Source organism: Mesorhizobium sp. M7A.F.Ca.MR.148.00.0.0 (assembly GCF_003997735.1).
Classification (GTDB): domain Bacteria; phylum Pseudomonadota; class Alphaproteobacteria; order Rhizobiales; family Rhizobiaceae; genus Mesorhizobium.
On record NZ_RZTB01000145.1, the window covers coordinates 1 to 12,504 of the forward strand.

10 protein-coding genes are annotated in these 12,504 nt (G+C 63.1%); 6 read left to right on the top strand and 4 right to left on the bottom strand.

The window, feature by feature from the left end:
* The first annotated feature begins 283 nt into the window (after positions 1 to 283).
* The gene (locus tag EOB49_RS30070; protein ID WP_127383116.1) at positions 284 to 1,657 is read left to right on the top strand and encodes an amidase; all 1,374 of its coding nucleotides are present in this window, start codon (positions 284 to 286) and stop codon (positions 1,655 to 1,657) included.
* Here EOB49_RS30070 and EOB49_RS30075 read toward each other — a convergent pair.
* Complete coding sequence (locus EOB49_RS30075) at positions 1,651 to 2,724, bottom strand: FAD-binding oxidoreductase (protein ID WP_127383117.1); 1,074 nt, start codon at positions 2,722 to 2,724, stop codon at positions 1,651 to 1,653. The genes EOB49_RS30070 and EOB49_RS30075 overlap by 7 nt on opposite strands.
* Before the next feature lie 236 nt (positions 2,725 to 2,960).
* Here EOB49_RS30075 and EOB49_RS30080 point away from each other — a divergent pair, with 236 nt between their 5' ends.
* Positions 2,961 to 4,553 carry a peptide chain release factor 3 gene (locus EOB49_RS30080; protein ID WP_127383118.1) on the top strand — a complete coding sequence of 531 codons (1,593 nt, stop codon included), beginning with the start codon at positions 2,961 to 2,963 and terminating at the stop codon, positions 4,551 to 4,553.
* A 76-nt stretch (positions 4,554 to 4,629) separates the two neighbouring features.
* Here EOB49_RS30080 and EOB49_RS30085 read toward each other — a convergent pair whose 3' ends face one another.
* Positions 4,630 to 5,100 (bottom strand): VOC family protein, encoded by a 471-nt coding sequence (locus EOB49_RS30085; RefSeq protein WP_127383119.1) that lies wholly within the window; start codon positions 5,098 to 5,100, stop codon positions 4,630 to 4,632.
* A 250-nt stretch (positions 5,101 to 5,350) separates the two neighbouring features.
* Here EOB49_RS30085 and ilvD point away from each other — a divergent pair, with 250 nt between their 5' ends.
* Positions 5,351 to 7,195, top strand: a complete 1,845-nt coding sequence (gene ilvD / locus EOB49_RS30090; RefSeq protein ID WP_127383120.1) for a dihydroxy-acid dehydratase — start codon at positions 5,351 to 5,353, stop codon at positions 7,193 to 7,195.
* 33 nt (positions 7,196 to 7,228) lie between these two features.
* Here ilvD and EOB49_RS30095 read toward each other — a convergent pair whose 3' ends face one another.
* Positions 7,229 to 8,983 (bottom strand): ABC transporter ATP-binding protein, encoded by a 1,755-nt coding sequence (locus EOB49_RS30095; RefSeq protein ID WP_127383121.1) that lies wholly within the window; start codon positions 8,981 to 8,983, stop codon positions 7,229 to 7,231.
* A 169-nt stretch (positions 8,984 to 9,152) separates the two neighbouring features.
* Between EOB49_RS30095 and EOB49_RS30100 the strand changes: the two genes are divergently transcribed.
* The 3 genes from EOB49_RS30100 (at position 9,153) to EOB49_RS30110 (ending at position 11,901) form a co-directional block, all read left to right on the top strand.
* Complete coding sequence (locus EOB49_RS30100) at positions 9,153 to 10,442, top strand: amidohydrolase family protein (RefSeq protein ID WP_127383122.1); 1,290 nt, start codon at positions 9,153 to 9,155, stop codon at positions 10,440 to 10,442.
* An 87-nt stretch (positions 10,443 to 10,529) separates the two neighbouring features.
* Positions 10,530 to 10,862: a hypothetical protein gene (locus tag EOB49_RS30105; RefSeq protein ID WP_127383123.1), complete on the top strand. Its 333-nt coding sequence runs from the start codon at positions 10,530 to 10,532 to the stop codon at positions 10,860 to 10,862.
* Between the two features lie 115 nt (positions 10,863 to 10,977).
* Complete coding sequence (locus EOB49_RS30110) at positions 10,978 to 11,901, top strand: DMT family transporter (protein ID WP_127383124.1); 924 nt, start codon at positions 10,978 to 10,980, stop codon at positions 11,899 to 11,901.
* A gap of 7 nt (positions 11,902 to 11,908) precedes the next feature.
* On the opposite strand, the gene EOB49_RS30115 is transcribed toward EOB49_RS30110, so the two are convergent.
* On the bottom strand, positions 11,909 to 12,504 hold a 596-nt coding region (locus tag EOB49_RS30115), incomplete at its 5' end, for a phosphotransferase family protein (protein WP_127383125.1).

The following is a 12,504-nucleotide window of genomic DNA, read 5'->3' on the forward strand; positions in this document are numbered from 1 at the left end:
CCCTCTGTCCTGCCGGACATCTCCCCCTCAAGTGGGGAGATTGGCAGCTTCGCCGACCGCGCGTTCTTGCAACGTTGAAGATTGGCGAAAGCCGTGACGCTATCCAATCTCCCCACTTGAGGGGGAGATGGCCGGCAGGCCAGAGGGGGGCGCCGTAGAGTGCCGACATCGGCAGCACAACTTCGATCAAGCACTAGCGAATACCGAATGCTCAACTCCGCTTGAAATCGCGCCGCTATCCGCCATTTGGTCAGGCACGCGCGGCCAAGCCGGAGCATTCCTCATGGACATCGCCTTCTCCTCAACCGTCGAACTGGCCGCAGCCATCGCAAAGCGCAAAATCTCCGCCGTCGAAGCCCTCGACGCGCATCTGGCGCAAATCGATGCGCACAACCATGCGGTGAATGCCGTCATCTCGCTCGACAGGGAAGGCGCCCGCGAGCGTGCCAAGAAGGCGGACGCTGCCCAGGCGCGCGGCGCCGCACCCGGACCTCTTCATGGCGTGCCGTTCACGCTGAAAGACATGCACGAAACGTCAGGCATAAGGACCACGGTCGGCTTCCCGCCCTTTGCCGACCATGTCGCCAAGCAGGACAGCCCGGTCGTCATCAGACTGAAAGCGGCCGGCGGCGTGCTGATGGCCAAGACCAATGTCGCGGCCATGCTTTCGGACTGGCAATCGAACAACCCGCTGTTCGGCCGCACCAACAATCCATGGAATCTCCAGCGCACGGCGGGAGGCTCCAGCGGAGGCGCGGCAGCGGCAATTTGCTTGGGGATGACGCCGTTCGACGTGGGCACAGACATGCAGGATTCGATCCGGCTGCCGGCCGCCTTTTGCGGTGTTTATGGCTTGAAGCCGACGGAGCATCGTGTCTCGCTGGCCGGTGCCTTCCCCGATCCCGGCGGTGCCGCGCGCAGCGTGCGGCTGATGTCCTGCCTCGGGCCGTTGGCGCGCAGCGTGCAAGATTTGGCGCTGATTTATCAAATCATCGCCGGCCCGGATGGAAGCGACACCGATCTTGCTCCGGTGCCGGTCCAGGATATGCCGAAGCTCGACCCTAGGACATTGCGCATCGCCTTCGCGCCGTCCTTTCCCGGCTTTCCGGTGGCCGGCGACATCAGCGCCGCGGTCGAAAACCTCGCAAGGCAGCTGCAATCGGCCGGTGCCCTCGTTGAGGAGGCAAAACTGCCGAAACTCGATCTGCACCACGATCTGGAGCAGGGCGGCGCGCTGATCGGCATGATGCTGGAGGCCGCCCAGCCGGAGTCGCCGGAGAACCCGACACCGGTCTCGCATTGGTTCGAGGCACTCGCCCGCCGCGACAGGTCCATTCTCGCCTGGGACTGGTTTTTCGAAAACCATGACGCGCTGCTCTGCCCGGTCGCCATGACTTCCGCCTTCCCGCATTGCGAGCCGGGCACGCCGATCACGGTCGACGGCAAGGAGCAGAGCTACTGGATGCTGCCGGCCTATGGCGCTGTCTTCAACTACAGCGGCCATCCGGCGCTTTCCATCCCATGCGGACAGGGCAGCGAGGGCTTGCCGATCGGCTTGCAACTGGTCGGCAAACGCTGGTCGGAGTCACAGCTGCTCGGCATCGCCAGGGCAATCGAACCACTGACCGGCGGCTTTCGGCGTCCGCCCGCCTATTGAGCGAAACGCGACAATCCATAAGGGGCAAGTAAGGGGTCGCGCTCGCCGTCGAGGATTTCCCGAGCGGCGAACAGGCCGATGGCCGGCGCCAACGTGATGCCGGAATGCATGACGGCGACATAGACACCGTCCAAGCCCTCGGCGTGGCCAATGATCGGAAAGCCGTCGATCGGCGTCGGCCGGTAGCCGACCGTGTGGAAATCGAGTTCCAACCCATCGCTGTCGCGCAGCATGGCCTTCATGGCCGCAAACAGGGCGTGGGCGGTGGCTTCGGCATCCATGCCCGGATCGGCGCCGCCGAAATCCGAGCCGGCGATGATGCGGCCTTCCGCCGTCTGGCGCATGTGCAGCCGCTCGGCCAGCACCAGCCCGTTGAGCAGCTTTTCGTGCGGTCGCGAATGGACGATCAGGCCGGGCGGCGTTTCGATCGGCAGGTTGATCCCGGCGGTCGCGGCGGTCTCCGGCGAGCCAACGCCGGCCGCGACCACCACCTCGTCCGATGCAATCAGGCCATGCGATGTGTCGACACCGGTGATCCTGCCGCCGGTCTGGACCAGGGCCGTCACCGTGCTGGAGATGGTCTTCGCGCCATGTCGCTTCGCGTCTGCCAATAGGGCACGGACGGCGGCCACGGGCTCTGCGACACCTTCTTCGGCAACATGCAGGGCAAAATCCGGAAGCTCGGTGAGATTGGGTTCGATGCGCGCTGCACCGGCGCGGTCGACTTGGCTGATGCCATAGCCCCAGGCGGAATGTTCCGTGGCGTAGGTTTCCATGTCGGCCGCCGGTAAGTCCCAGCACAGGCCGCCGCACCAGCTCAGCGGCAGGTCGGGCAGGTCCTGCGCCAGCCGCGACCATTCGGCCATGGCGCGGGTGCGCAGCCGGAAATAGGGCTCCGGATTGCCCCAGCTGGCGTTGATCCAGGCGAACGAATTTGGCGTCGCCACCCCACCGGCAGCACTGTCGGCAATCACCGTCACTTGCGCACCCGCTCTGCTCAGATGCCAGGCGGTGGAGGCACCGATGATGCCGGCGCCGATGACGATTACTTGTTTCGCCGCAGTCATGCTTGCTCCTCTGCCTCGTCATCCGGAGGGATGTTCATCCAGTGCCATCCCGGCAGCCGCTTGCCAACATCGCGCAGCGTAAAATATGCGGCAATGCACTGGCCGGAGCCACAGCACGACTGAGCTGTATGCTCTGACGGTGAGGCGGCGATCAGCAGCGCCCGAGCCGCCGGACCGGTCGACAGGCCGGCACTGCGCTGCTAGAAGCCCGGCCTGTCACACGGAAATCCCAGAGAATGCCCGAAGCAATAGAAGAAGAAGTGGCGCGCCGCCGCACCTTCGCGATCATCGCGCACCCGGACGCCGGCAAGACGACGCTCACCGAAAAGCTGCTGCTGTTCGGCGGCGCCATCCAGCTCGCCGGCGAGGTCAAGGCCAAGAAGGACAAGATCCAGACGCGGTCCGACTGGATGAAGATCGAGCGCGAGCGCGGCATCTCGGTCGTCACCTCGGTGATGACCTTCGAGTATGAGGACAATGTCTTCAACCTGCTCGACACGCCCGGCCACGAGGATTTCGCCGACGACACCTACCGCACGCTGTCGGCGGTCGACTCGGCGGTCATGGTCATCGATGCCGCGAAGGGCATCGAGCCGCGCACGCTGAAGCTTTTCGAAGTCTGCCGCCTGCGCGATATCCCGATCATCACCTTCATCAACAAGATGGACCGCGAAAGCCGCGATCCGTTCGAGATTTTGGACGAGATCGAACAGAAGCTGGCGCTGGATACTGCCCCCGTCACCTGGCCGATCGGCCGCGGCAAGAATTTTTCCGGCACCTATCATCTGGCGCTGAATGCCGTGCGCAGGGGCGACGCGGAGAAAGAACGCACGCCGGTCAACGGTCCCGATTCCAATCGCGTCGCCGGCTTGCTGCCGGAAAACGAGCGCGAAGCCTTCATCGAGGAACTGGAGCTCGCGCGAGAAGCGTGCAGACCCCTTGATATTGAGGCCTTCCGCGAGGGCCATCTGACGCCGGTCTATTTCGGTTCGGCGCTGCGCAATTATGGCGTGCGCGACCTGATCGAGGCACTCGGCGCTTTTGGACCGCCGCCGCGCGCGCAGGAGGCCGACACCCGCAAGGTCGAGGCGACCGAAGAGAAGATGACGTCCTTCGTCTTCAAGATCCAGGCCAACATGGATCCCAATCACCGCGACCGCATTGCCTTCGTCCGCGTCTGTTCGGGTAAGCTCGAGCGCGGCATGAAGGCCAAGCTGGTGCGCACGGGAAAACCGATGTCGTTGTCGGCGCCGCAGTTCTTCTTTGCCCGGACCCGCGTTACCGCTGACGAGGCTTTTGCCGGTGATGTCGTCGGCATCCCCAACCATGGCACGCTGCGCATCGGCGACACGCTGACCGAAGGCGAGGAGATACTGTTCCGCGGCGTTCCGAATTTCGCCCCGGAAATCCTGCGTCGTGTGCGCCTCGGCGACGCGATGAAGGCGAAAAAACTCAAGGAAGCGCTGCACCAGATGGCAGAGGAGGGCGTCGTGCAGCTGTTTTCGCCGGAGGATGGCTCGCCGGCCATCGTCGGCGTCGTCGGCGCGCTGCAGCTCGACGTGCTGAAGGAACGGCTGAACTTCGAATACACGCTGCCGGTCGAATTCGAGATGTCGCGGTTTTCAGTGTGCCGCTGGATATCGGCCGACGACAAAGCCGAGACGCTTCGCTTCATCGAGGCGCATCGCGGTGACATCGCCCGCGACCTCGACAATGATCCGGTGTTCCTCGCCCAGCACGCTTTCTCGCTGAACTACGAAGCGGAACGCTGGAAGGCGATCAAGTTTGCCACGATCAAGGACTATCAGGTCCGCGACAAGGCGGCGTAGGCGCCAGTTTTCCCTTCTCCCCGTTCACGGGGAGAAGGTGCCCGAAGGGCGGATGAGGGGCAGCGCCGACCCTCGACTATTCTCTCGCCGCTTCCTCGATCCTGGCGATGTCGATCTTGCTCATCTGCATCATCGCCGACATCACGCGGCCGGCCTTGGCCCGGTCCGAATCCAGCAGCAGGCGCGGCAGCTGCTCCGGCACAACCTGCCAGGAGACGCCGAATTTATCCTTCAGCCAGCTGCATTGCGACGGTTGGCCGCCACCTTCGATGAGCTTGTCCCAGAAGTAATCCACCTCTTCCTGCGTCTTGCAGTCGATCGACTGCGACATCGCCTCGGTGTGCTTGAACTGCGGTCCGCCGTTGAGCGCCTGGAATTGCACCCCGTCGAGTTCGAACGTGGTCACCAGCACCTTGCCTTCATCGGCGTGGCCTTCGGGCCAGCGCATTACGCTCAGCACCTTCGAATTCTTGAAGATGGAGACGTAGAAATTCATGGCCTCTTCGGCCTGGCCGTCGAACCACAGGCAGGTGGTGATCTTTTGCATGTCGTGCTCCTCGGGTTGTTTTGGTTGCGTTACGGCGAAACGGCTGACTCCGAACGCGGTGCCATTTCCATGTCGTCTGCCCAAGGACGGGCATGCAGTGCGCCATCCGACAGTGCCACGCATTTTTTTGAGAGAATCTGGCGCATTGCAAAATTGTGGCCAGACCGGGCTTGCGCGTCTATAACGCCTGCGGTCCGAATTCAGCTCCGCCGCGCCATGCCTCGCTGTGGCCAGCCACCAAGGAAAAAACATGCCTGCCTATCGCTCCCGCACCACCACCCATGGCCGCAACATGGCCGGCGCTCGCGGCCTCTGGCGTGCCACCGGCATGAAGGACTCGGATTTCGGCAAGCCGATCATCGCGGTGGTCAACTCCTTCACCCAGTTCGTGCCGGGCCATGTCCATCTGAAGGATCTCGGCCAGTTGGTCGCGCGCGAGATCGAGAAGGCCGGCGGCGTCGCCAAGGAATTCAACACCATCGCCGTCGACGACGGCATCGCCATGGGCCATGACGGCATGCTCTATTCGCTGCCGTCGCGCGAGCTGATCGCCGATTCCGTCGAATACATGGTCAATGCTCACTGTGCCGACGCCATGGTCTGCATCTCCAATTGCGACAAGATCACGCCCGGCATGCTGATGGCATCGTTGCGCCTCAACATCCCGACCGTCTTCGTTTCCGGCGGTCCGATGGAAGCCGGCAAGGTGGTGCTCGCCGGCAAGACGCAGGCTCTCGACCTGGTCGATGCCATGGTGGCGGCCGCCGACGACAGGGTCTCCGACGAGGACGTCAAGGTCATCGAGCGCTCGGCCTGCCCGACCTGCGGCTCCTGCTCGGGCATGTTCACTGCCAATTCGATGAACTGCCTGACCGAGGCGCTTGGCCTGTCGCTGCCCGGCAACGGCTCGACATTGGCGACGCATGCCGACCGCAAACGGCTGTTCGTCGAGGCCGGCCACCTGATCATCGATCTCGCCCAGCGTTACTACGAACAGGATGACGAGACGGCTCTGCCGCGCAACATCGCCTCGAAGGGCGCCTTCGAGAACGCCATGACGCTCGACATCGCCATGGGCGGCTCGACCAACACCGTGCTGCACATCCTGGCTGCCGCGCATGAAGGCGAGATCGATTTCGATCAGGACGACATCGACGCGCTGTCGCGCAAGGTGCCGGTGCTGTGCAAGGTTGCTCCGGCCAAGTCCGACGTGCACATGGAAGACGTGCACCGCGCCGGCGGTATCATGGCCATCCTCGGCCAGCTCGACAATGCCGGCCTGCTCAACCGCGACCTGCCGACGGTGCACACGCGAACGCTGGGCGAAGCGCTCGACCATTGGGATATTTCCCGCACGACCAGCCAGAGCGTGCGTGATTTCTTCCTCGCCGCCCCTGGTGGCGTGCCGACACAGGTCGCTTTCAGCCAGGACCGCCGCTGGGACGAACTCGATCTCGACCGCGAGAAAGGCGTCATCCGCTCGACCGAACATCCCTTTTCTAGGGATGGCGGCCTCGCCGTGCTGAAAGGCAATCTGGCTCTCGACGGCTGTATCGTGAAGACCGCCGGCGTCGATGAATCGATCCTGAAGTTCACCGGCCCGGCCCGCGTCTTCGAAAGCCAGGATTCCAGCGTCAAGGCGATCCTGTCCAACGAGATCAAGGCCGGCGATGTGGTCGTCATCCGCTATGAAGGGCCGCGCGGCGGCCCAGGCATGCAGGAAATGCTTTATCCAACCAGCTATCTGAAGTCGAAAGGGCTCGGCAAGGCCTGCGCTCTGGTCACCGACGGCCGCTTCTCCGGAGGCACGTCGGGCCTGTCGATCGGCCATGCATCGCCGGAAGCCGCCGAAGGCGGGCTGATCGGGCTCGTGCAGGAGGGCGATACGATCGAGATTGACATCCCGAACCGCAGCATCCGCCTTGCTGTCGATGACAAGGAACTCGCTGCCCGCCGGGCGGCGATGGAGGCCAGGGGCGCCTTGGCCTGGAAGCCCGAGGAAAAGCGCAAGCGCAAGGTGACGACCGCCTTGCGCGCCTATGCCGCCATGACGACCAGCGCGGCCAAGGGCGCGGTGAGGTTTGTGCCGGAATAAGGTTCGCGCCCAGGCCCCTCATCCGGAACACCATCACGGCATCAACTGATACTCATAAAGCTTCTGGTAGAGCCCACCCTGCTTGAGCAAGGTCTTGTGCGGGCCGCTTTCCACCACCTTGCCGGCTTCGAGCACCACGATCGTGTCTGCCTGGTGCACCGTCGATAGACGGTGCGCGATGACGATCGTCGTGCGGCCTTCCGTCAATTGCTGCAGCGCGTCGCGGAACAGCGCTTCCGATTCGGCATCAAGCGCGCTGGTCGCTTCGTCCAGCAGCAGGATCTCGGCATTGCGCAGCATGGCGCGTGCGATCGAGATCCGTTGGCGTTGGCCGCCCGATAGCAGGCCGCCATTCTCCCCCACATCCGTCTCGTAGCCTTTCGCCTGTGCGCTGATGAAGTCATGGGCGTTGGCCGCCTTGGCGGCGTCGATCACCTCTTCGTCGGTCGCACCCTCGCGCCCAAGCCGGATGTTGTGCATGATGGTGCCGGCAAACAGGAATGTATCCTGGCTGACATAGGCGATCTTTTCCCGCAGCGATGCGAGCGTCGCATGGGAAATATCCTGGCCGTCGAGCAGCACCCTGCCGCTCTTCGGGTCGTACATGCGCATGATCAGGTTTAGAATCGTCGACTTGCCGCCGCCGGAAGGCCCGACCAGCGCCGTCATCTTGCCGGGCGCAAGCGTCAGATCGAATCTGTCCAGCACCGGCGGCCCGTTTTGATAAGCGAAGTCGACGGCGTCGAACCGGATCTCGCCCGGTCCGGCCAGAAGCGGCTTCGCGCCGGGCTTCTCCACCAGGGTCAGCGGCTGGTCGGCGAGCTCGAACATCATGCGCACGCCGACAATACCGCTTTCCAGCGATATGCGCACGCGCGCAAGGCGCTTTGCCGGCTCATAGGCAAACAGGAGCGCTCCGATGAAGGCCATGATGTTTCCAGGCATCTGGCCGCCCTGCAAGACCAGGAAGCCGCTGACGAAGATGGCCCCGGCAATTGCCAGCCCGGCCAGCGTCTCCATCACCGGGCTTGTCGCAGCCTCCAGCGTCGCGATGTTATTGGCCCGGTTCTCGACGTCCGACACGGCCTTGTACATGCGGTTGCGCATTGCGCCTTCGAGGTTGAAGGATTTGACGACGCGCACGCCGATTGCCGTTTCCTGCATCACCTGCACGATCTGGCCGACCGAGCGAAACTCCATCGCGGCGAACTTGCGAACACGTTTGAGGATGCGGTTGACCCCGTAGATAGCCAAGGGGCCGACGACGAAGCAGATTATAGACAAGGCTGGCTGCTGCCAGACCATGACTCCTACCAGGACAACCAGCGACAACAGATCGCGCACATAGGACGTGACAACGAGGTCGAGCACGTTGCGCGCCGCCTGCGCATTGTTGGTCATGCGTGTGATCAGGTCGGACGACGAGGTCGAATGGTAGAATTCGATGCCTTGCGCCAGGATTCGGTCGTAGATCTTGCGCTGGCGATCGGCGATGATGGCGTTGCCGACCCGGCTCATGAAATAAGCCTGGATGAAGTTGGCGAGACCCTTGAGAATGAAGATCGTGGCGACCCCCGCCGCAATCAGGTTGACGCGGTCAATCCGCTTGAAGACCACGAATTCGTCGGTGATCTCTTTGAGAATCCAGGCGCTGGCGCCGGTCGTGGCGGCCACCACAAGCATCGACAAGATGGCGGCGCCGTAGCCAAACCTGTGCTGATAAAAGGATTCCCGGATCAACCTCGCAACGAGGCGCTGGTTTTCCGTCGAGCGGAAGAAACGAAACAAACGGCGGATCCTTGAAACCGGGACAACGAAGGCGGCTTATAGAGGGAGTTGCGGCCGGATGGAACCATCCGCGGCCGCCGCGGACAAACCGCTGTTGCAAGCGGCATCGACGGGATGCGATTTTCAGCCTCGGCACTATCAGATGATTCTTTTGACGGGATGACGACAGATGGCTTTCGACCTTATCGTTCGCGGCGGCACACTGCCTGATGGCAGGGTTGCCGACATAGGCATCAGCAGTGAGACGATCGCGGCGATCGAGCCCACCCTGCAGGGTCCTGCGCGGACCGAGGTCGACGCCCGCGGCAATCTGGTCTCGCCACCCTTCGTCGATCCGCATTTCCACATGGACGCGACGCTCTCCTACGGCATTCCGCGCATCAACGCGTCGGGTACGCTGCTCGAAGGCATTTCGCTATGGGGCGAGTTGAAGCCGCTTTTGACGCATGAGGCGGTGCGTGATCGCGCATTGGCCTATTGCGACTGGGCGGTGTCGATGGGCCTGCTCGCAATCCGTACCCATGTCGATGTCTGCGATGACAGGCTGCTGGCGGTCGAGGCGCTGCTCGAGGTCAAGAAAACGGTCGCCCCCTATATCGACCTGCAACTGGTCGCCTTCCCGCAGGACGGGTTTTATCGTGCTCCATCGGCGCGTGAAAACACCATTCGCGCGCTCGACATGGGCGTCGACATCGTCGGCGGCATCCCGCATTTCGAGCGCACCATGGCCGACGGCACGCGCTCGGTAACGGAGCTGTGCGAGATCGCGGCCAGACGCGGCCTGATGGTCGACCTGCATTGCGACGAGACCGATGATCCGCTGTCGCGTCACATCGAACAGCTTGCGTATGAGACGCAGCGCCTTGGTTTGCACGGCAAGGCCGCCGGCTCGCATCTCACCTCGATGCATTCGATGGACAATTACTATGTCTCGAAGCTGCTGCCGCTGATCGCCGAGGCCGACGTCTCGGTCATTCCCAATCCGCTGATCAACATCATGCTGCAGGGCCGCCAAGACACCTTCCCGAAGCGCCGGGGGCTGACTCGGGTCAAGGAAATGCTGGCGCTCGGCATTCGCGTCGGCTGGGGCCAGGATTGCGTGCTCGATCCCTGGTATTCGCTGGGCACCGCCGACATGCTCGATGTCGCCTTCATGGGCCTGCACGTCGCTCAGATGTCGAGCCCGGCCGAGATGGCGCGCTGCTTCGACATGGTCACCAACGTCAATGCCGCGATCATGGGCCTCGATCATCTCGGCCTGGCGGTCGGCAAGCGCGCCAGCCTGGTCGTCCTCGATGCCGGCAATCCGGTGGAAGCGCTGCGCTTGCGCGCCGAGCGCCTGTGCGTCATCGCCAGGGGCAAGGTGGTGGCGGAGCGGACGAAGCAGGAAACCAGGCTGTCCATCGACGGAAGGCCGGTACTTGTGAACCGACGGCACCATTCGCATCAGGCCCAATAGGACGCCGCATCTGCATCAAAGCTCAAAGCTTCGCCCGTCGGGAAATAAGTCTACATTAAGGCTCCACTTTTATTCGAGGAGGATTCCATGTGGCGCAAGACTGTGATGGCGGTGGCGTTGACGGTGCCTTGCACCGGCTGCACGACGGTAACGGCAGAGGATCGCCGCGCCGCCGACGAAGCGCTGACGGCGCTTTGCGCCGGCTGCACGACGGTAACGGCAGAGGATCGCCGCACCGCTGACGAAGCGAAATGCCGGTCCTACGGCTTCGTCAAGAAGAATGACGCCTTTGCCGAGTGTCTGCAGCGCATCGATCTGGAGCGGCGTGCGGAGCTCAGACGCACCCCGGCTTTCGACCCCTGGGACAGGCCGGTGATCTATCGGCCCATTATTCTCAGGCCGCAGCCAAAAGGGAACTGAATCGCGCAGACCCAGCCGATTCCCGAGGCTGGCCTTGCCGATTTCCGGTTTTCTCCTCGTCAAAGCCGCCGCTTCCGTCTACGACGCGGCTAACTAGGGAGGAATCGGGATCGGCATGACGCAGCCCGTGGCGCAGAGTTCGACGATCAGGAATGTGCTTCTGGCCGGCATTCTGCTGATGCTGGCCGGCGACTTCCTGTTTGCGCTGAACGACGCCATGGGCAAGTGGCTGGTGGCCAGCTTCTCCGTCGGCCAGGTGGTGCTGATCCGCTCTATCGGCGCCTTCTTCGTGCTCGGCCCGATGATCGTCAATCAGGGCCCGGCCAAGCTGTTTCGCATGGAACGTCTGGAGCTGCAGCTGCTGCGGGTGGTGATGACCACGCTCGACACCGCGCTCTTCTATGCCGCCGTGGTCTATCTGCCGCTTGCCGATGTGATGAGTTTCTACATGGCCGGGCCGATCTACGTTGCGGCACTCTCGCACCTCTTGCTTGGCGAAAAGGTCGGCTGGCGCCGCTGGATGGCGATCCTGCTCGGCTTCTGCGGCGTTTTGATCATGCTGAAACCGTCCTCGGCGGCGTTCTCGCTGTCATCGGGTTTTGCGCTGGTAGGCAGCATCTCCTTCGCCTTCGCCATCATCCTCAACCGCCGCCTGCGTGGCACCAGCGACACCAATCTGGTGACATGGCAGACCATCGGCACGCTGCTGGTCGGCGGTGTGCTGACCATCGGCGCCTGGCAGACGCCGTCGGCACTCGATCTCGGCGCCATGCTGCTGCTCGGTATCGTCTCCTGCGGCGCCCACCTGATGATCACCAGGGCGCTCAAGCTGGCGCCGGCTTCGACATTGGCGCCGCTGCACTACACACTGCTGCTGTGGGCGGTAGTGTTCGGCCTGGTGTTCTTCGGCGACGTTCCCGGTCCGCGCATCCTGATCGGCTCGGCCATCGTTGTTCTCGCCGGCCTGTTCATCTTCCATCGCCAGAAAGTGGTCGAAACCACTGTGCCGCCCGAAAACGTGCCGAAGGGCGTGAGTTAGTCCAGGCTCAGCCCCGGTGTATTGCTGCCAGATGCCGCGAAAACTCCGGCGTCTCCATCAGCGCCTTGCAGCGAGCGAAACGGCCATCGGCATAAGCGCGAAAATCATCGACCGGGTTGTTGTTGGCGAGCTGGATCAGCCCCCACAAGGTCCACAACAGGTCGCACATTGACTTGTAGATGACGATGCGGCCGCGCTCCGCCGGCCTTGCCTCGCCGCCGAAATAAGCGCGTATCATCTCTTCGTCCTGGGCGGCGTCGAACTTGCCCTCCACGCTGAGGTCGCCCAGGTCCCAGAGCGGATCGTTCATGCCCGAATATTCCCAGTCGACGATCCACATCCGCTCGCCAGTATCGAGAAAGTTCTCGCACAGCGGATCGCAGTGGCAGGCGACGATCGGCAGCGGATGGGCGGCCAGCGCCGAGCGGACGCTCTCGGCGTCTCGCACCACGTCATGATAACCGGCGGGCAGGGCGACCTCCTTGGTGGACAGCACCTTGAGGTAATCGTCGATCATCGCGAACAATTCGAAGCGGAAGGGAAACACCGCGCCTGAATCGTGCAGCTTGCGAAAGGCTTCGCCGGCGCGTGCCGGACTGCCCG

Excerpts from the sequence above, each read along its gene's own strand:
- EOB49_RS30085 (WP_127383119.1), bottom strand. The coding sequence starts at position 5,100 with ATGCAAAAGATCACCACCTGCCTGTGGTTCGACGGCCAGGCCGAAGAG.
- EOB49_RS30080 (WP_127383118.1), top strand. The coding sequence starts at position 2,961 with ATGCCCGAAGCAATAGAAGAAGAAGTGGCGCGCCGCCGCACCTTCGCG.
- EOB49_RS30110 (WP_127383124.1), top strand. The coding sequence starts at position 10,978 with ATGACGCAGCCCGTGGCGCAGAGTTCGACGATCAGGAATGTGCTTCTG.
- EOB49_RS30100 (WP_127383122.1), top strand. The coding sequence starts at position 9,153 with ATGGCTTTCGACCTTATCGTTCGCGGCGGCACACTGCCTGATGGCAGG.
- EOB49_RS30070 (WP_127383116.1), top strand. The coding sequence starts at position 284 with ATGGACATCGCCTTCTCCTCAACCGTCGAACTGGCCGCAGCCATCGCA.
- EOB49_RS30105 (WP_127383123.1), top strand. The coding sequence starts at position 10,530 with ATGTGGCGCAAGACTGTGATGGCGGTGGCGTTGACGGTGCCTTGCACC.
- ilvD (WP_127383120.1), top strand. The coding sequence starts at position 5,351 with ATGCCTGCCTATCGCTCCCGCACCACCACCCATGGCCGCAACATGGCC.
- EOB49_RS30075 (WP_127383117.1), bottom strand. The coding sequence starts at position 2,724 with ATGACTGCGGCGAAACAAGTAATCGTCATCGGCGCCGGCATCATCGGT.